The sequence below is a fragment of the Streptomyces sp. NPDC034670 genome (assembly GCF_055574875.1).
In genome coordinates this window covers 132,648-150,934 of record NZ_JBVITR010000005.1, presented here as the reverse complement: position 1 = coordinate 150,934, position 18,287 = coordinate 132,648, and the positions used below count along the sequence as shown (strand labels likewise).

At 71.9% G+C, this 18,287-nt stretch carries 16 protein-coding genes and 1 riboswitch; of the genes, 11 read left to right on the top strand and 5 right to left on the bottom strand.

Going from position 1 to position 18,287, the window contains the following annotated elements:
* Positions 1-131: 131 nt before the first annotated feature.
* Entirely contained in the window at positions 132-2,156 is a 2,025-nt protein-coding gene (locus ACZ56B_RS05725) for a hypothetical protein (RefSeq protein WP_468786615.1), read from the bottom strand.
* Between the two features lie 186 nt (positions 2,157-2,342).
* Positions 2,343-2,552, bottom strand: coding sequence for a hypothetical protein (locus ACZ56B_RS05720; protein WP_468786613.1), 210 nt, complete (start codon positions 2,550-2,552; stop codon positions 2,343-2,345).
* Between the two features lie 129 nt (positions 2,553-2,681).
* Between ACZ56B_RS05720 and ACZ56B_RS05715 the strand changes: the two genes are divergently transcribed.
* Positions 2,682-3,656: a carbohydrate kinase family protein gene (locus tag ACZ56B_RS05715; protein ID WP_468786611.1), complete on the top strand. Its 975-nt coding sequence runs from the start codon at positions 2,682-2,684 to the stop codon at positions 3,654-3,656.
* A gap of 9 nt (positions 3,657-3,665) precedes the next feature.
* Here the strand turns inward: ACZ56B_RS05715 and ACZ56B_RS05710 are convergent, their stop codons facing one another.
* Entirely contained in the window at positions 3,666-5,057 is a 1,392-nt protein-coding gene (locus tag ACZ56B_RS05710; protein WP_468786609.1) for an aminotransferase class V-fold PLP-dependent enzyme, read from the bottom strand.
* Between the two features lie 297 nt (positions 5,058-5,354).
* Between ACZ56B_RS05710 and ctaC the strand changes: the two genes are divergently transcribed.
* The 4 genes from ctaC to ACZ56B_RS05690 all read left to right on the top strand — a co-directional run bounded on the left by ctaC (position 5,355) and on the right by ACZ56B_RS05690 (position 9,859).
* Positions 5,355-6,314, top strand: coding sequence for an aa3-type cytochrome oxidase subunit II (gene ctaC, locus ACZ56B_RS05705; RefSeq protein ID WP_468786607.1), 960 nt, complete (start codon positions 5,355-5,357; stop codon positions 6,312-6,314).
* Positions 6,311-8,047 carry an aa3-type cytochrome oxidase subunit I gene (gene ctaD, locus ACZ56B_RS05700; protein ID WP_468786605.1) on the top strand — a complete coding sequence of 579 codons (1,737 nt, stop codon included), beginning with the start codon at positions 6,311-6,313 and terminating at the stop codon, positions 8,045-8,047. The genes ctaC and ctaD overlap by 4 nt, the downstream gene beginning before the upstream one ends.
* Positions 8,044-8,442 carry a cytochrome c oxidase subunit 4 gene (locus tag ACZ56B_RS05695; RefSeq protein ID WP_468786603.1) on the top strand — a complete coding sequence of 133 codons (399 nt, stop codon included), beginning with the start codon at positions 8,044-8,046 and terminating at the stop codon, positions 8,440-8,442. Before ctaD ends, ACZ56B_RS05695 begins: the two co-directional genes overlap by 4 nt.
* A 130-nt stretch (positions 8,443-8,572) precedes the next feature.
* Entirely contained in the window at positions 8,573-9,859 is a 1,287-nt protein-coding gene (locus ACZ56B_RS05690; RefSeq protein WP_468786601.1) for a L,D-transpeptidase, read from the top strand.
* Positions 9,860-9,906: 47 nt separating this feature from the next.
* Here the strand turns inward: ACZ56B_RS05690 and ACZ56B_RS05685 are convergent, their stop codons facing one another.
* The gene (locus ACZ56B_RS05685; protein ID WP_468786599.1) at positions 9,907-10,308 is read right to left on the bottom strand and encodes a response regulator; all 402 of its coding nucleotides are present in this window, start codon (positions 10,306-10,308) and stop codon (positions 9,907-9,909) included.
* A 214-nt stretch (positions 10,309-10,522) separates the two neighbouring features.
* On the opposite strand from ACZ56B_RS05685, the gene ctaE reads away from it, so the two are divergent.
* The 6 genes from ctaE to ACZ56B_RS05655 all read left to right on the top strand — a co-directional run bounded on the left by ctaE (position 10,523) and on the right by ACZ56B_RS05655 (position 17,726).
* The gene (gene ctaE / locus ACZ56B_RS05680; protein WP_468786597.1) at positions 10,523-11,134 is read left to right on the top strand and encodes an aa3-type cytochrome oxidase subunit III; all 612 of its coding nucleotides are present in this window, start codon (positions 10,523-10,525) and stop codon (positions 11,132-11,134) included.
* An 80-nt stretch (positions 11,135-11,214) separates the two neighbouring features.
* Positions 11,215-12,027 (top strand): cytochrome bc1 complex diheme cytochrome c subunit, encoded by an 813-nt coding sequence (qcrC, locus tag ACZ56B_RS05675; protein ID WP_468786595.1) that lies wholly within the window; start codon positions 11,215-11,217, stop codon positions 12,025-12,027.
* Positions 12,024-13,082: a cytochrome bc1 complex Rieske iron-sulfur subunit gene (gene qcrA, locus ACZ56B_RS05670; RefSeq protein ID WP_468786593.1), complete on the top strand. Its 1,059-nt coding sequence runs from the start codon at positions 12,024-12,026 to the stop codon at positions 13,080-13,082. Before qcrC ends, qcrA begins: the two co-directional genes overlap by 4 nt.
* On the top strand, positions 13,079-14,716 hold the full coding sequence (gene qcrB / locus ACZ56B_RS05665; RefSeq protein WP_468786591.1) for a cytochrome bc1 complex cytochrome b subunit: 1,638 nt from the start codon (positions 13,079-13,081) through the stop codon (positions 14,714-14,716). The genes qcrA and qcrB overlap by 4 nt, the downstream gene beginning before the upstream one ends.
* Before the next feature lie 123 nt (positions 14,717-14,839).
* Positions 14,840-15,904, top strand: a complete 1,065-nt coding sequence (gene trpD, locus ACZ56B_RS05660; RefSeq protein WP_468786589.1) for an anthranilate phosphoribosyltransferase — start codon at positions 14,840-14,842, stop codon at positions 15,902-15,904.
* Between the two features lie 75 nt (positions 15,905-15,979).
* Positions 15,980-16,096, top strand: a riboswitch (SAM riboswitch).
* Positions 16,097-16,346: 250 nt separating this feature from the next.
* Entirely contained in the window at positions 16,347-17,726 is a 1,380-nt protein-coding gene (locus tag ACZ56B_RS05655) for an aminotransferase class V-fold PLP-dependent enzyme (protein WP_468786587.1), read from the top strand.
* A 256-nt stretch (positions 17,727-17,982) separates the two neighbouring features.
* Here the strand turns inward: ACZ56B_RS05655 and ACZ56B_RS05650 are convergent, their stop codons facing one another.
* Positions 17,983-18,264 carry an Lrp/AsnC family transcriptional regulator gene (locus ACZ56B_RS05650; RefSeq protein ID WP_159531942.1) on the bottom strand — a complete coding sequence of 94 codons (282 nt, stop codon included), beginning with the start codon at positions 18,262-18,264 and terminating at the stop codon, positions 17,983-17,985.
* Between the last annotated feature and the right edge of the window lie 23 nt (positions 18,265-18,287).

Sequence of the window (18,287 nt, the reverse complement as noted above, 5' to 3'; positions counted from 1 at the left end):
GTGTTATTGCGTTTGCTGCGCCTCCTAAATCGGCGCGTTGCCCCTGCCCCGCCCCACACACCAACAACCCCCGGGGCGCCTGTCCCCCTACGAGGGCCCCCCCGCCTTCGGGCGTTCCCGGGACAGCACCCCTAGCGCGACGGCGGCGACGGCAGCCGGGCGCCGTCCTTCCGCAACGGCACCGGCTCGCCGTCCGTGCCGACGACCTCGCGGTCGCCGAGGGGCCGGTCGAGCCGCACCGTCAGCCGGTACTCCTTGGCGATCAGGATGCACACCTTGTCCCGCCAGGGCGTCTCCGTGACGGCGACCGTCACCCGGCCGTCCTTCTCGCTCGCCCTCGCCTCGTAGTCGGCGCACACCCCGCCCGTGAAGGTCACGGTCAGCTCCCTGCCCTCGGCGGTGTAGCCCTGCACCTCGACGTCCCGGGCGGACGGCGCCGACGTCGGCTCGTCCCCCGGTCCGGTCGGCCGCGGGCCGGTCTGCCCGGACCGCGGGGCCAGGTACTCCGGGTCCACCGCCGGGTGGGTCACCGTCAGGGTGTCCTCCGCGCCCGCCGGCCGCACCTCGAACAGCCAGGACGGCACGAGGGCCTGCTGTCCGTCCACGGCGTGCGCGGCCAGCCCGAACACCGCCCCCTCCACGGTCAGCGTGTCCTTCTCCGGCGGGGTGGCCGCGTCACCGCACGGCTCCTGCCCGTCCCCCTCCTCCAGCGGGACGGGGGTGGCGCAGCCGCCGACGCCCGCGCGGTGGCCGGCGCCCGGGGCCGCGTTCATCAGCTCCAGCGCCTTCTCGGCGTCCACCACCGGGTAGGTGTCGCCCTTCACCGGCGCCGCGAGCCGGCCGCTGCCGCCGACGACCTCGCCCCCGGCGCCGACGACCACCCCGGTCGTCCAGCCGTGCGTCGGCAGCCCGCCGATCCCGGGATCGGCGTTGACCACCCGGGAGCCGCCCAGGACCTGGCGCGCGTCGAGCTTCGCGTCGTCCTGGCCCACCGCCTTCAGCACCGGCGCGGCGGCCTTCCGCGCGGCCTCCTCGCTGACCACCGGGGCGTCGCCGGAGGGCGCCCCGCACACCTCGCCCTTGCAGTCGTCGGTGCCCGGGGCGTACCGGTGGAAGGTCCAGGAGCCGGGGGCGGCCCGGTCCACCCGCAGGGCGGGCCCGGAACCGTCCTTCCCGCCGATCCGCCAGCTCTCCCCCTCCGCCACCGGCTTCCCGTCGACCCCGAGCGCCCTCGCCAGCCCGGCGACCTGCTCCCGCGTGACCTCGCCGCGGGCGCGGTACACCGGCGCCGAGCCGGGTCCGTCCGGGAGGGCGCCGCCGGCGCGGTAGGTGACGCCGTAGGGGTTGGGCTCGCCGGGGGCGATCCCCGCGCCGTCGCCCTCGGGGAGGCGGTCGAGCGCGAGGGGCGGGGGAGTGGCGTCCCCGTCGGCCCCCGGCGCCGTACCGCCGCCGGAACCGCCGAAGGCGCCCGAGGCGAGGTAGGCCCCGCCCCCGCCGACGAGCAGGACGGCGGCGACGGCGGCGACCAGCGCGGGCGACCTCCGCCGGCGCGACGGCGGGGCGTCCCGGTCCCCGGCGCCGCCGGTCCCGGCGTCCCGGTCCCCGCCGGCGCCGGTGGCCGCCTCGGCGTCCGAGTCCCCCGCGGTACCGGTGCCGGTCGGGGTCTTCCGGTCCCCGCCGGCGCCGGTGGCCGCCTCGGCGTCCGGGTCTCCCGCGGTGCCGGTGCCGGTCGGGGTGTCCCGGTCCTCGGCGGCGCCGGTGCTCGTCCCGGTGCCCGGGGCGCCCGTGGCCGCTGCGGCGTCCCCGGCGTCCTCGGCGTTCCCGGCGTCCTCCGGGCCGGCGGTGTTCCCGGCGTCCCCGGGGCCGGCGGCGTCACCGCCGGTCCCGGTGTCCGGGGCCTCGTCGTCCGCGGCCCCGGTGTCCGGGGTCCCCTCCGCCGAGGTCTCCGCGGACTCCGCGTCCGATGGCTCCCCGGTGTCCGATGGCTCCCCGGTGCCGGCGCCGGAGGACGCGGGGGTCCGCCGTTCCGGGCGGGGCCGCTGCCGGGGAGTGCTCCTCGCCTCGTCGCCGCCCGGAGCGCCCCCGGTGTCGCGCGCGCTGCCAGGGGCGGTCCGCGCCTCGGCGTCGTCGTCGTGGTCGGGTCGCTCGGTGTCCACCGCATCGCTCCTTCGGCTGCACAGCGGTCCCGCAAGACCCTGCCCGGTCGGACCGGGACCGCTGGTGGGTCGTATCCCGCATCCCCCTCATGGGGGACAGCGATGGGACGCAGCGGGGGAGCGCACGGTTCCCCGGGACCACCGTCGCGGTCGCGGCGGTTCCGGGGCGGCCCGGCCCCGTGTGCCTCAGTCGCCGTACTCCGACATCGCGTCCAGGAGCCGGGCCGACGCCGGCGGCACGGTCACGCCGTGGATCAGGGACGGGGGGACGGGCCGGGCGGCGCCCCGGTCCGGGACCGTCCAGTGGGGAGCCATCCGGGCGCAGTCGCCGCGCAGCGACGCCAGGTCGCCTTCGAGGTCGGCCGGGGAGGGGGCGTGGCCCCTGAGGTTCGTCATGCCGGCACCGTACGCACGCCCGGAGTCGTGAAGAAAGATCTACTATCGGGTAGTTTTCCCCGCTTCTGCGGGTGGCCCCCACCCGGTAGCGTGAAGTGTCAGTCCGCCTCCCCCAGGAGAATCCACGCCGTGCGCATCGCAGTCACCGGCTCCATCGCCACCGACCACCTCATGACCTTCCCCGGGCGCTTCGCCGACCAGTTCGTCGCGGACCAGCTGCACACGGTCTCGCTGTCCTTCCTGGTCGACAACCTCGACGTGCGCCGGGGAGGGGTCGGCGCGAACATCGCCTTCGGGATGGGCCAGCTCGGCACCCGGCCGATCCTGGTCGGCGCCGCCGGCTTCGACTTCGACGAGTACCGGGCCTGGCTGGACCGGCACGGCGTCGACACCGAGTCCGTCCGCATCTCCGAGACCCTGCACACCGCCCGCTTCGTGTGCACCACGGACGCCGACCACAACCAGATCGGCTCCTTCTACACGGGCGCGATGAGCGAGGCCCGCCTGATCGAGCTGAAGACCGTCGCCGACCGCGTGGGCGGCCTCGACCTGGTCTCCATCGGGGCCGACGACCCGGAGGCGATGCTCCGGCACACCGAGGAGTGCCGCGCCCGGAACATCCCGTTCGCCGCCGACTTCTCCCAGCAGATCGCCCGGATGGACGGCGAGGAGATCCGGATCCTGCTGGACGGGTCGACCTACCTCTTCTCCAACGAGTACGAGAAGGGGCTCATCGAGACCAAGACCGGCTGGACCGACGCCGAGATCCTCGCCCGGGTCGGCCACCGCGTCACCACCCTCGGCTCGCGCGGCGTGCGCATCGAGCGCGCCGGCGAGGACCCGATCGAGGTCGGCTGCCCCGAGGAGGAGCTCAAGGCCGACCCGACCGGCGTCGGCGACGCCTTCCGGGCCGGCTTCCTGTCGGGCCTCGCCTGGGGCGTCTGCCTGGAGCGCGCCGCACAGGTCGGCTGCATGCTCGCCACGCTGGTCATCGAGACCGTCGGCACCCAGGAGTACCGGCTGCGCCGCGCCCACTTCATGGAGCGCTTCACCAAGGCCTACGGCGACGAGGCCGCGGCCGAGGTGCAGGAGCACCTGGCCTGACCGGAGGGTTCAGGAGACCCGGCGGACCACGTAGGCCGAGCCGCGGTCCGCCGGCTCCTCACCCACGTACTCCTGCCCGCGCATCTCGCACCACGCCGGGATGTCCAGCCGGGCCGCCTCGTCGTCCGCGAGGACCCGCACCGTGCCGCCCACCGGCACCTCCCCGATCACCTTGGCCAGCTCGATCACCGGGATCGGGCAGCGCCGCCCCACCGCGTCCACGACCAGGGCGCCGCCCCGGTCGTCCACCGCGGCGGCCCCGGCGGCGGGCGGCGGCGCGCCCAGCTTCTCCCGCACCCCCGCCACCACCCCGGGCAGGACGGACAGGAACCGCTCGACGTCCTCCTCCGCCGCCCCCGGCGGCAGCGAGACGCGGACGTTGCCCTCGCTCAGCACCCCCATCGCCCGCAGCACGTGGCTGGGCGTCAGCGTGCTGCTGGTGCAGGACGAGCCGGAGGAGACGGAGAAGCCGGCGCGGTCCAGCTCGTGCAGCAGCGTCTCCCCGTCGACGTAGAGGCAGGAGAAGGTGACGACCCCCGGCAGCCGCCGCTGCGGATCGCCGACCACCTCCGCGTCCGGCACCAGCCGGGGCACCCGCGCGCGGACCCGCTCCGTCAGTTCCCGCAGCCGCGCCGCCTCCTCGGCCGCTTCGGCCCGCACCGCCCGCAGCGACGCCGCCGCGGCCACGATCGCCGGGAGGTTCTCGAACCCGGCCGCCCGTCCCGACTCCCGTTCGTCCACCGGCCCCTGGGGCGCGAACCGCACCCCCTTGCGCACGACGAGCAGCCCGACCCCCGACGGCCCGCCCCACTTGTGGGCGCTCGCCGTCAGCAGCGACCAGTCGCCCTCCACCGGTCCCCAGCCCAGCGACTGGGCCGCGTCCACCAGCAGCGGCACCCCCGCCGCCCGGCAGACCCCGGCCACCTCGGCCACCGGCTGCGCGGTCCCCACCTCGTGGTTGGCCGACTGCAGACAGGCGAGCGCGGTGTCCGGCCGCAGGGCCTCGGCGTAGGAGGAGGGGGACGCGGCTCCCGTGCGGTCCACCGCCACCTCGGTGACCGATCCGCCGTCGGCCCGGTGAACTTCCGCCGAATGGAGCACCGAAGAGTGTTCGACCGCCGACACGATCAGGTGACGCCCGACGCGCCGCCGCCCGGCCAGCGCCCCCGCGATGCCGGAGTGCACCGCCCGGGTGCCGGAGGAGGTGAACACCAGCTCGTCCGGACGGCACCCCACCGCCTCCGCCGCCGCCTCGCGCGCCGCGTCCAGCAGCATCCGGGCGCGCCGCCCCTCCCGGTACAGGCGCGCGGGGTCGGCCCACCCCTCGTCCAGCGAAGCCAACAGGGCCTGCCGGGCGACGGGGTGGAGGGGAGCGGCGGAGGCGGCGTCGAAGTAGGCCATGCGGCAACGTTAAGGCGTGCCCCGGCGGACCGGGGGCGCGGGGAACCGCCCGGCGGGCGCCGGGCCGTCCGCCGCGTCACGCGGTGGACGCCGCCGGGCTCTTGGGCGCCCCCTCCCACCTCGCACGAGTGACCCGCGGCGCGTATGCCACCCTCCCCGCGACCCCCCGAAGGGCGTCGGCTAGGGTTTGGTCCGCATAAACATCCAAACCCCTGCCCGACGCAGGGCGGCGACCGACCAGCGAGAAGGCCAGGCCGCAGCCGTACAGCGCGGGCGAGACTCTCGGGAAGGCGCTACGTGAGTCCCAACGGCTCCGACCGCTCGCCGCGGCGCCCGATGCGGCGGAAGCTGCTGCAGGCACTGACCGCGGGCCTGGTCCTGGCAACCGCCACCGGTTGCACATGGGAGGACTTCCCCCGCCTTGGCATGCCCACCCCCATCACGGAAGAGGCTCCGCGGATCCTCTCCCTGTGGCAGGGGTCCTGGGCCGCCGCGCTCGCCGTGGGCGCGCTGGTGTGGGGTCTGATCCTGTGGAGTGCTTTCTTCCACCGGCGCAGCCGCACCAAGGTCGAGGTTCCTCCGCAGACCCGGTACAACATGCCCATCGAGGCGCTGTACACGATCGTCCCCCTCCTCATCGTCTCGGTGTTCTTCTACTTCACCGCCCGCGACGAATCCGAGCTGCTGAAGCTCGAGAAGCAGCCCGACGTCACGGTCAACGTGGTCGGGTTCCAGTGGAGCTGGTGCTTCAACTACGTCGAGAACGTCGACGGTTCCACGGGCGACGCCAAGACGTCCAAGGAGCTCGACGCGATCCCGACCCGTTACAAGGACGCCTTCCCGGCCGACGCCGGCGGTGTCCACGACTGCGGTGTCCCCGGCACCCGGAACCCGCAGACCAACAACCCGGGCCCCACCCTGTGGCTGCCCGAGGGCAAGCGGGTCCGCTTCGTGCTGACCTCGCGCGACGTCATCCACTCCTTCTGGGTGGTGCCGTTCCTGATGAAGCAGGACGTCATCCCGGGCCACACCAACGCCTTCGAGGTCACTCCCGACCGGGAGGGCACCTACCTCGGCAAGTGCGCCGAGCTGTGCGGCGTGGACCACGCCCGAATGCTGTTCAACGTCAAGATCGTCTCCCCCGAGCGTTACGAGCAGCACCTGAAGGACCTCGTGAAGAAGGGGCAGACCGGTTACGTGCCCGCGGGCATCTCGCAGGGCGAGCACGAGAAGAACCGGGAGTCGAACATCCTGTGAGCATCCTCAACCAACCCCAGGGTGCCGCGGCAGCAGGGTCCCACTACGAGGACGAGCTGCCGGTCCGGCGCCAGAACCGTGGCAGCGTCGTGGTCAAGTGGCTGACGACCACGGACCACAAGACGATCGGCACGCTGTACCTGGCCAGCTCGTTCGTGTTCTTCTGCATCGGCGGCGTGATGGCGCTGGTGATGCGCGCCGAGCTGGCCCGGCCGGGCCTGCAGATCATGTCGAACGAGCAGTTCAACCAGGCGTTCACGATGCACGGCACCGTGATGCTGCTGATGTTCGCGACGCCGCTGTTCGCCGGTTTCGCCAACTGGCTCATGCCGCTGCAGATCGGCGCGCCCGACGTGGCGTTCCCCCGGCTGAACATGTTCGCCTACTGGCTCTACCTGTTCGGCTCGCTGATCGCGCTCGCCGGCTTCCTCACCCCGGACGGCGCCGCCAGCTTCGGCTGGACCGGTTACGCCCCGCTGTCGGACGCGATCCGCTCGCCGGGCGCCGGCTCCGACATGTGGATCATGGGTCTGGCCTTCCAGGGCTTCGGCACCATCCTGGGCTCGGTCAACTTCATCACCACGATCATCTGCATGCGCGCGCCCGGCATGACGATGTTCCGCATGCCGATCTTCACCTGGAACGTGCTGCTGACCGGTGTGCTGGTCCTGCTGGCCTTCCCGGTGCTGGCGGCGGCGCTGTTCGCGCTGGAGTACGACCGCAAGTTCGGTGCCCACATCTTCGACCCCACCAACGGCGGGGCGCTGCTGTGGCAGCACCTGTTCTGGTTCTTCGGCCACCCCGAGGTCTACATCATCGCGCTGCCGTTCTTCGGCATCATCAGCGAGATCGTCCCGGTCTTCTCCCGCAAGCCGATGTTCGGCTACATGGGCCTGATCGGCGCGACGATCGCGATCGCGGGCCTGTCGGTGACGGTGTGGGCGCACCACATGTACGCCACCGGCGGGGTGCTGCTGCCGTTCTTCTCCTTCATGACCTTCCTCATCGCGGTCCCGACCGGTGTGAAGTTCTTCAACTGGATCGGCACCATGTGGAAGGGCAGCCTCTCCTTCGAGACGCCGATGCTGTGGGCGCTGGGCTTCCTGATCACCTTCACCTTCGGTGGTCTGACCGGTGTCATCCTGGCCTCGCCGCCGCTGGACTTCCACGTCACCGACTCGTACTTCGTGGTGGCGCACTTCCACTACGTGGTGTTCGGCACCGTGGTGTTCGCGATGTTCGCCGGCTTCCACTTCTGGTGGCCGAAGTTCACCGGCAAGATGCTCGACGAGCGCCTGGGCAAGATCACCTTCTGGACGCTGTTCATCGGCTTCCACGGCACGTTCCTGGTGCAGCACTGGCTGGGCGCCGAGGGCATGCCGCGCCGGTACTCGGACTACCTGGCGGCCGACGGCTTCACCGCCCTGAACACGGTCTCCACGATCGCCTCGTTCCTGCTCGGCCTGTCGCTGCTGCCGTTCTTCTACAACGTCTGGAAGACGGCCAAGTACGGCAAGAAGGTCGAGGTCGACGACCCCTGGGGCTACGGCCGCTCGCTGGAGTGGGCGACCTCCTGCCCGCCCCCGCGGCACAACTTCCTCACCCTGCCGCGGATCCGCAGCGAATCCCCGGCGTTCGACCTGCACCACCCGGAGATCACCGCGCTCGACCAGCTCGAGAACGCCGATCAGGGTGAGAAGGCCCTCGCCGGTGGCAAGGAGGCGGGCAAGTGAAGATCCAGGGCAAGATGTTCATGTGGCTGAGCCTCTTCCTGCTCATCATGGCCGTGGTCTACGGCCTGTGGGCGAAGGAGCCGGTCGGTGCCACCGCTCTCTTCCTGGCCTTCGGCCTGGCCATCATGGTCGGCTTCTACCTGGGCTTCACGGCCAAGCGGGTGGACGTGGGCGCGCAGGACAACAAGGAGGCGGACGTCGCGGACGACGCCGGCGAGGTCGGGTTCTTCAGCCCGCACAGCTGGCAGCCGCTCTTCCTGGGCATCGGCGGTGCGCTCGTCTTCCTGTCCGTCGCCGTCGGCTGGTGGCTGATGTACTTCGCGATGCCGGTGATCCTGGCCAGCATCTGGGGCTGGGTCTTCGAGTACTACCGCGGTGAGAACCGCACCCAGTAACACGCCGCACGGCACTCAGGGGCCCGGACACTCCGCGAGGAGCGTCCGGGCCCCTCTGCTGCCGCACCGGACATCACCCGTTCGGGCCGTCCGGTGCGCCGGAGCCGACGCGGTTTCCTAGCGTGAGGACATGAGACAGACAGAGTCCTTCCGCGGCGGGGGAGCCGGCCGGAGCCGCGCCGTCGCCGGCTGTACGCTGCTGGCGCTCGTCCTCGGCGCGGGCCTCACCGGGTGCGGCGCCGACGGCGACCCGCTGTCCGCCGAGCCGTACGACGCGGCGGAGCAGATCTCCTTCAGCGGATCCGTCGAGGAGGGAAAGGCCGCCGACCCCGACCAGCCCCTGGAGATCGTCGCCGAGGACTCCGGCGGACGCATCACGGACGTCGTCGCCGTGGACGCGGCGGGCCGCCACGTGGTCGGCGAACTCGCCGCCGACGGCAGCCGCTGGCACAGCACCTCGCAGCTCGCCGCCGACACCTCCTACACGGTCCGCGTGAGCACCGAGGACGAGGACGGCAGGCCGGGCCGCAGGGTCCTGTCCTTCACCACCAAAAAGCCCGCCACCGCCCAGAACCTGACCGTCGCCTTCGGACCGGCGACCGGCACCTACGGCGTCGGGCAGCCCGTCACCGCCGAGCTGAGCGCGCCGGTCGCGGACCGGGCCCAGCGCGCCGTCGTGGAACGCGCCCTGAAGGTGGACTCCACCCCCGCGGTGACCGGCTCCTGGCACTGGGTGGACGACAGGAAGCTGCACTACCGCCCGACGGACTACTGGCCGGCCCACGCCACCGTCCTGGTGCGCAGCGCCCTGGAGGGCGTCAAGGTCAACGAGCGGCTCCGGGGAGCCCCGTCCGCGCCCCTGACGATCCGCACCGGCGACCGGCTCATAGCCGTCGCCGACGCCGCGACGCACCGGATGACGGTCCACAGGAACGGTGAGGAGATCAAGCAGATCCCCATCACCACCGGCAAGCCCGGCTTCGAGACCCGCAACGGCGTCAAGGTCGTGCTCGGCAAGGAACGCTTCGTACGCATGCGCAGCAGCACCGTCGGCATAGCCGAGGGGTCGGCCGAGTCGTACGACCTGGACGTCGAGTTCGCCACCCGGGTGACCTGGAGCGGCGAGTACGTGCACGCCGCCCCGTGGTCCGTCGGCTCCCAGGGCCACGCCAACGTCAGCCACGGCTGCGTCGGCATGAGCACCGAGAACGCCCGGTGGTTCTTCGACACCGTCCGCGAGGGCGACCTCGTCGAGGTGGTGAACTCGCAGGGCGACGCCATGGAGTCCTTCGGCAACGGCTTCGGCGACTGGAACGTCACCTGGCAGAAGTGGCGCGAGGGCAGCGCGCTGACGGACGACGCCCGGACCGACCCCCGCACCGGGGAGAGGGCGCGGCTGCGCCCCCAGCCGGCGTGAGGACGCGGCCCGGGCGTGCCGGACCGGGTTCCCCGCGGGGCGGGGCCTCAGACGCCCAGGGCGCTCCTGCGCCGCAGCAGGGAGGCGAGGGCCGAGGCGAACTCCACCGGCTCCACCGGCAGCGTCACAGCCGCCTCCGCACGGCTCCAGGTGGCCAGCCAGGCGTCCTGGGGCCGCCCGATCAGCAGCAGCACCGGCGGGCAGTCGAAGACCTCGTCCTTGATCTGGCGGCACACCCCCATGCCGCCCATGGGCACGGCCTCGCCGTCCAGGACGCAGACGTCGATGCCGCCCTTGTCCAGCTCCTTGAGCACGGCCGGGACGGTCGCGCACTCCACGAGTTCCACGGGGGGCACGTCCGGGGCCGGCCGCCGGCCGGTGGCGAGCCGCACCTGCTCCCGGGTGTGGGCGTCGTCGCTGTAGACCAGCACCGTGGCGGTCGCCTGCATTGTTCCTCCACGCGTCGAGAGAGGGCACGGCATCGTCGGGGACTGCGGGCCCCGATGGCGCGGATGCTACCCCTTCCGGCCGCCTGTCAACACCGGATCGGACGCGTCTTCGACCGGCCGTCCGATGGGCCATCCGGGCAGTACAGGAGGGGCGAACACACCGAACGGCACCCCCCGGAGTGAGGGCGGGATAAGCGACCGACATAATGTCGGCGTGGCGACAGCAACGACAGTAGATACCGGGCACGCGCACCCCTCGGTCAACCGACCGAACCTCACCAGCGTCGGAACCATCATCTGGCTGAGTTCCGAGCTGATGTTCTTCGCGGCCCTCTTCGCGATGTACTTCACCCTGCGATCGGTGACCGGACCCGACTTCTGGTCGGAGAAGGCCGACGCCCTGAACTTCCCGTTCGCGGCGACGAACACCACGATCCTGGTGCTCTCCTCCCTCACCTGCCAGCTCGGCGTGTTCGCCGCCGAGCGCGGTGACGTGAAGAAGCTCCGGATGTGGTTCGTCGTCACCTTCATCATGGGCTCGGTCTTCATCGGCGGTCAGGTCCTCGAGTACACCGAGCTGGTCAAGCACGAGGGGCTCTCCATCTCCTCCGACCCGTACGGCTCGGTGTTCTACCTGACCACCGGCTTCCACGGCCTGCACGTGCTGGGCGGTCTCATCGCCTTCCTGCTGGTCCTGGGCCGGACCTACGCAGCCCGGAGGTTCACCCACGAACAGGCGACCGCGGCCATCGTCGTGTCCTACTACTGGCATTTCGTCGATGTCGTCTGGATCGGCCTCTTCGCCACGATCTACATGATCAAGTAGCCGGGCCCACATCCGCGCGCGCCGAAGCGGCGCACCAACCAGAAGCATCGACGCAGAAGATCCTGACACCGGGGTAATCCGTGAAAAAGCTCTCCGCACGACGACGCCACCCGCTGGCGGCGCTCGTCGTCCTACTCCTCGCGCTGGCATGCACCGGGGGGCTGTACGCCGTGTTCGCACCCGCGGACAAGGCGCAGGCCGACGCAACCGCCCAGTCCCTCACCATCGAGGAGGGCAAGAAGCTCTACACCGTCGGCTGCGCCAGCTGCCACGGCACCGGCGGTCAGGGCACCTCCGACGGTCCGAGCCTGGTGGGCGTCGGCGCCGCAGCCGTGGACTTCCAGGTGGGCACCGGCCGCATGCCGGCCCACACCTCGCAGGCGGCGCAGCTCCCGGACAAGAAGGCGGTCTACACCCAGGCCGAGATCGACCAGCTGGCGGCCTACGTCGCCTCGCTGGGCGCCGGCCCCGCCATCCCGACCGAGGAGCAGTACGGCCCCGAGGGCGCCGACATCGCCAAGGGCGGTGAGCTGTTCCGCAACAACTGCGCCCAGTGCCACAACTTCACCGGCCGGGGTGGCGCGCTGACGCACGGCAAGTACGCGCCGAGCCTCGACGACGTGGAACCGAAGCACATCTACGAGGCCATGCTCACCGGCCCGCAGAACATGCCCTCCTTCCCCGACAGCGTGCTGACGGAGCAGAACAAGAAGGACATCATCGCGTACCTGGGCGAGGTCAGCACCGACGAGACCGAGAGCCCGGGCGGCCTGTCGCTGGGCGGGCTGGGCCCGGTCAGCGAGGGCCTGTTCGGCTGGATCTTCGGTCTCGGCGGAATGATCCTCGTCGCTGTGTGGGTCGCCGCCCGGACCGCAAAGGCCAAGAAGTCATGAGTAGCCAGGACATTCCCGAAGAGAAGCTGCCCGCGGGGCAGGAAACCGCCCACGGCGCGCTGGGCGTCGCGGACGAGAAGCACCCGTTCGCCGACCCGGGGCTGCCGCCCCACGAGCACCGCATCCAGGACATCGACGAGCGGGCCGCCAAGCGCTCCGAGCGCACGGTCGCCCTGCTGTTCACGGTGTCGATGCTGGCCACCATCGGCTTCATCGTCGCGTTCGTGGCGATCCCGGTCGAGAAGATCGTCTACATCTTCCCGCTGGGCCACATCAGCGCCCTGAACCTGGCGCTCGGCGTGACGCTCGGCGTCGCGCTGTTCACCATCGGCGCGGGTGCGGTCCACTGGGCCCGCACCCTGATGTCCGACGAGGAACTGACCGACGAGCGGCACCCGATCGAGGCGCCGCCGGAGGTCCGCTCCAAGGTCATGGACGACTTCCGGCAGGGTGCCAAGGAGTCGGCGATCGGCCGTCGCAAGCTGATCCGCAACACCATGTTCGGCGCGCTCACCCTGGTGCCGCTGTCCGGCGTCGTGCTGCTGCGCGACCTCGGCCCGCTGCCCGAGGAGAAGCTGCGCCACACCGCCTGGGAGAGGGGCAAGCTCCTCATCAACCAGAACACCAACGAGCCGATGCGTCCCTCCGACATCGTCACCGGCTCGCTCACGTTCGCCAAGCCCGAGGGCCTGGACGAGCACGATCACGGCTTCAACAACGAGATCGCCAAGGCAGCCCTGATGATCGTCCGTATCCAGCCGGACGACATCAAGGACAAGCGCGCGCTCGAGTGGTCGCACGAGGGCATCCTCGCGTACTCGAAGATCTGCACCCACGTCGGTTGCCCGGTCTCCCTGTACGAGCAGCAGACGCACCACGCCCTGTGCCCCTGTCACCAGTCCACCTTCGACCTCTCCGACGGTGCCAAGGTCATCTTCGGTCCCGCCGGTCACCCGCTGCCGCAGCTGCGCATCGGCGTGAACGACGAGGGCTACCTCGAAGCGCTCGGCGACTTCCCCGAGCCCGTCGGTCCTGCTTTCTGGGAGCGCGGATGAGTACCAACACCAGCGCCGAGTCCCGCTCTCGCGGGAAGGCCCCGGCCGGCGAACGCGTCGCCGACTGGGCCGACGGCCGGCTCGGGATCTACTCCCTGGCCAAGGCCAACATGCGCAAGATCTTCCCGGACCACTGGTCCTTCATGCTGGGTGAGATCTGCCTCTACAGCTTCATCATCATCATCCTCACGGGTGTGTACCTGACGCTGTTCTTCCACCCGTCGATGAACGAGGTGGTGTACCACGGCAGCTACGTCCCGATGCAGGGGCAGCTGATGTCGGAGGCGTACGCCTCCACCCTGGACATCAGCTTCGACGTGCGCGGTGGTCTGCTCATCCGGCAGATCCACCACTGGGCCGCGGTCATCTTCCTGGCCGGCATGTTCGTGCACATGATGCGCGTCTTCTTCACCGGCGCGTTCCGCAAGCCGCGCGAGATCAACTGGCTGTTCGGCTTCCTGCTGTTCGTCCTCGGCATGTTCACCGGTTTCACCGGCTACTCGCTCCCGGACGACCTGCTCTCCGGCACCGGTGTCCGCTTCACCCAGGGCGCGATCCTGTCCGTGCCGATCGTCGGCACGTACATCTCGATGTTCCTGTTCGGCGGGGAGTTCCCCGGCACCGACTTCGTGGCGCGGTTCTACTCGATCCACATCCTGCTGCTGCCGGGCATCATGCTGGGTCTGGTGGTCGCCCACCTGATCCTGGTCTTCTACCACAAGCACACGCAGTTCGCGGGTGCCGGACGGACCAACAAGAACGTCGTCGGCATGCCGCTGCTGCCGGTCTACATGGCCAAGGCGGGAGGCTTCTTCTTCCTGGTCTTCGGCTTCATCACGCTGATCGCCGGCACGGTGACCATCAACGCGATCTGGAACCTGGGGCCGTACCGTCCGGACATGGTCTCCACGGGCGCCCAGCCCGACTGGTACATGGGCTTCGCCGAGGGCCTGGTCCGCGCCATGCCCGGCTGGGAGATCAACTTCTGGGGCCACACCCTGGTCCTGGGCGTCTTCATCCCGCTGGTGCTGTTCGGCCTCTTCCTCGCGATCATCGCGGTCTACCCGTTCATCGAGTCCTGGATCACCGGGGACAAGCGCGAGCACCACATCCTGGACCGCCCGCGCAACGCCCCGACCCGCACGGCCTTCGGTGTCGCCTGGATCACGGCCTACATGATCATGCTGGTCGGCGGTGGCAACGACATCGTCGCCACGCACTTCAACCTCTCGATCAACGCGGTCACCTGGTTCGTCCGCATCGGCTTCTTCGCCGGACCGGTCGTCGCGTTCATCATCACCAAGCGGATCTGCCTCGGCCTGCAGCGCCGGGACAAGGAGAAGGTGCTGCACGGCCGCGAGGCGGGCATCATCAAGCGCCTGCCGCACGGTGAGTTCGTCGAGGTGCACGAGCCGCTCAGCCAGGAGCAGATGTACACCCTCACGGCGCACGAGCAGTACAAGCCGGTCGAGCTCGGCCCGGAGGTCGACGAGAACGGCGTCAAGCGCAAGGTGAAGGGCTCCGAGAAGCTGCGCGCCAAGCTCAGCGAGGCGTACTACGGCGAGGGGTCCCAGATCCAGAAGCCCACCGTCGAGGAGTACAAGGAGATCACGAGCGGCCACGGCCACCACTGATCGCTGCACTCGCCACGCCACGGTCGAAGGGCCCCGTCCGGTGTTCGGACGGGGCCCTTCGACCTGCCCGGGGCTGGATAGGGTGGTTGCGGAGAAGTCCCTTACGACGATCAGGAGCGGCTGATGAGCGCTGTGACCCCCGCTGGAGGCGACACCGCGGCGGGCCGCTCCTGGCCCGCCCTGCTGAACGGCCTGCTGGACGGCCGGGACCTGTCCGCCGACGACACCGCCTGGGCGATGGACCTCATCATGCGCGGCGAGGCGACCGACGCGCAGATCGCCGGCTTCGCGGTGTCCCTGCGGGCCAAGGGCGAGACGGTGGAGGAGATCACCGGCTGCGTGCGGGCGATGTACGACCACGCCAAGGTGATCGAGGTGCCCGGGGCGACGGTCGACATCGTCGGCACCGGCGGGGACGGCGCCAAGACGGTGAACATCTCCACGATGTCCTCGATCGTCGTGGCCGGCACCGGAGCGAAGGTCGTCAAGCACGGCAACCGGGCCGCATCCTCCGCGTCCGGCGCCTCCGACGTCCTGGAGAAGCTGGGCGTCAATCTGGAGCTGTCCCCGCAGCGGGTGGCCGAGGTCGCCGAGGAGGCCGGGATCACCTTCTGCTTCGCGGTGAAGTTCCATCCGGCGCTGCGCCACGTGGCCGCCGCCCGCGGGCAGCTCGGCGTCCGCACGGTGTTCAACTTCCTCGGCCCGCTGGCCAACCCGGCGCGGGTCAGGGCCCAGGCGGTCGGGGTCGCCGACCCCCGGATGGCCCCGATCATGGCGGGTGTCTTCGCCGGACGCGGGCACTCCTCGCTGGTGTTCCGCGGGGACGACGGCCTGGACGAGCTGACCACCACCGGCACCTCCCGGGTGTGGGTGGTCCGGGACGGCGAGGTGACCGAGGAGGCCTTCGACCCGCGGGACGTCGGCATCGAACCGGTGCCGGTCGAGGCGCTGCGGGGCGCCGACGCCTCGTACAACGCCGAGGTCGCCCGCAGGGTGCTGGACGGCGAGCGGGGCCCGGTGCGGGACGCGGTGCTGCTGAACTCCGCGGCGGCGCTGGTGGCGCTGGAACCGGGCGGCGGCACCCTCACGGAGCAGATCCGGGCCGGCATGGACCGGGCCGCCGAGTCCCTCGACTCCGGGGCCGCCAAGCGGGTCCTGGAGCGCTGGGTCGCCGCCAGCAACGCGTAGCGCCCGCCCGGCCGGCGTCCCGCGATCCGGAACCGGGTTGCGGGACGCCGGCCGCTTCCCGTACTTTCCCCTCCAGGTCACGAGCGACAGCCATGAGGCCCCGGCCGGCTGTCCGGCAACCCTCCGTCCGTGGCGGGGTGCCCCGGGTGAGGACCGGGCCGTGAGCAGCAGGGCTCACGGCAAGCGCGGGCCCCTCGCACACCAGGGGTCCTGGTCGTCGAGGAGCCTTCCGTGAGCAAGCGAATGCGCTAGGGCCCTTCGTCCGGATCGGGCCGGGCTCGCGGGGTGCGGCACCGGATCCCGCTCCCTGATCCGGCCCGATCCGGACGAAGGGCCCCAGGGCCGCCGGGCCCCGCCTCCGCACACCCCTTCCCCCTCTCCTCCCGCGCTCGAGCGCCGTCCGCTCGCGCGGGGATTCCGCCTGCCCCACGGGAGCTTCGCCGTGTCCGTCCCCACCGCCGCCGCCGACCGGTCCGTCCGTGCCCCGCTGCCCGTCCTGGGCCGGGACGTCACCGTCCCCCTCGTCACCGGGGGCGAGGTCACCTACGCCGCCCTCGACTACGCCGCCAGCGCGCCCGTCCTCCAGCGCGTGTGGGACGACGTGGCGGCCTACGCGCCCTACTACGGCAGCGTCCACCGCGGCGCCGGGCACCTCTCCCGGCTCTCCACCGACCTGTTCGAGGCGGCCCGCCGGACCGTCGCCGGGTTCCTCGGCTGCCGCACCGGGGACCAGGTCGTCTTCACCCGCTCCACCACCGACTCCCTCAACCTGCTCGCCGCCGCCCTCCCGGACGGCTGCGAGGTCCTCGTCTTCGAGACCGAGCACCACGCCGCCCTGCTGCCCTGGGGGAGGAACGCGCGCGTCACCTGCCTCGCCGCCCCGGGCAGCCCGCGGCAGGCCGTCGAGACCCTGGAGCGCGCCCTGGCCGGCCGCCGCACCCGCGGCCCCGCCCTGGTCTGCGTCACCGGCGCCTCCAACGTCACCGGCGAGCTGTGGCCGGTGCGCGAGCTGGCCGCTGCCGCCCACGCGCACGGCGCCCGGATCGTCCTGGACGCCGCCCAGCTGGCCCCGCACCGCCCGGTGAGCGTGCGCGAGCTGGACGTCGACTGGGTCGCCTTCTCCGGGCACAAGCTGTACGCGCCCTTCGGCTCCGGGGTCCTGGCCGGCCGCGCCGACTGGCTGCGGGAGGCCGAGCCCTACCTCGCGGGCGGCGGCGCCAGCCGCCGGGTCGTCCGGCGCGAGGACGGGACCGTGGACGTGGAGTGGCACGACGGCGCCGCCCGGCACGAGGCCGGCTCGCCCAACGTCATCGGCGCCCACGCCGTCGCCTCGGCCTGCAGGGCCCTCACCGAGGCGGGGTTCGAGACGCTGGTGGAACGCGAGGAGCACCTCGTCCGCACGGTGCGCGACGGGCTCGCGGACGTGCCCGGGGCGCGGCTGCTGTCCCTGTTCGGGGACGACGCGCCGCGGGTCGGCGTGCTCTCCTTCGTCGTCGAGGGCTGGAGCGGTTCCCGCCTCGCCGCCGCGCTGTCCGCCGAGTACGGCATCGGCGTGCGCGACGGGCTGTTCTGCGCCCACCCGCTGGTGCGCGGGCTGCTCGGCGGCGACCCGCGGGACCGGGGCGCGTGCGGCGCCCCGCAGGCGGCGCCCGGGGAGGGGGCTCCCGGCGCCGTCCGGGTCAGCTTCGGCGCCGGCACGCCGGACGAGCACGTGGAACGGTTCGTGCGCGCGGTCCGGGAACTCGTGCGGGACGGCGCGCGGTGGGACTACCGCACGGTGGACGGGCGGTGCGTGCCCGACGCGCCCGCCCCCTTTGCCTGAGCCGCCGCGGGCGTCGGCAGCCGGGCGCCGAGCACGATCATCCGCAGGGCGCGCTCCGTGGCGTCGGCGTGGCGGCCACGCCCAGGGGGATCAGCACGACGGCCGCCGGGGCCGCCATCCGGCGAGAGAAGACCATGGCCCCGATCCTGCGGGGGGAACCGGGCGGCGCGGATGAGCCGAAGACGAAGAACCCTTCATGACGGCCGCGCCCCGCGGGACCCGGCGGCCCGTTCGCCGCCCGGCTGTCCGGGCCGGCTCAGCTGTCCAGGCCGATGGCGAACGCCGCCTCCAGGTCGTGCTGGGAGTACGTGCGGAACGCCACGTGCGTGTCGGTCCCCTCCACGCCGGGGATCTTGCTGATCCGGCCCGGGATGACCTCCGCCAGGTCCTCGTGCTGCCTGACCCGGACCATGGCGATCAGGTCGTAGGTGCCGGTGACGGAGAAGACCTCGCTGACACTGTCCAGCGCGGCGATCTGCTCCGCGATCTCGGGGATCCGGTCCACGCTGGTCTTGATGAGGACGATCGCGGTGATCACGGCTTTTTCTCTCCCTCGGGGGC

Coding starts and splice junctions, on each gene's coding strand:
- ACZ56B_RS05720 (WP_468786613.1), bottom strand. CDS start 2,552: ATGACGAACCTCAGGGGCCACGCCCCCTCCCCGGCCGACCTCGAAGGC.
- ACZ56B_RS05710 (WP_468786609.1), bottom strand. CDS start 5,057: ATGGCCTACTTCGACGCCGCCTCCGCCGCTCCCCTCCACCCCGTCGCC.
- ACZ56B_RS05690 (WP_468786601.1), top strand. CDS start 8,573: ATGAGACAGACAGAGTCCTTCCGCGGCGGGGGAGCCGGCCGGAGCCGC.
- ACZ56B_RS05685 (WP_468786599.1), bottom strand. CDS start 10,308: ATGCAGGCGACCGCCACGGTGCTGGTCTACAGCGACGACGCCCACACC.
- qcrA (WP_468786593.1), top strand. CDS start 12,024: ATGAGTAGCCAGGACATTCCCGAAGAGAAGCTGCCCGCGGGGCAGGAA.
- qcrB (WP_468786591.1), top strand. CDS start 13,079: ATGAGTACCAACACCAGCGCCGAGTCCCGCTCTCGCGGGAAGGCCCCG.
- trpD (WP_468786589.1), top strand. CDS start 14,840: ATGAGCGCTGTGACCCCCGCTGGAGGCGACACCGCGGCGGGCCGCTCC.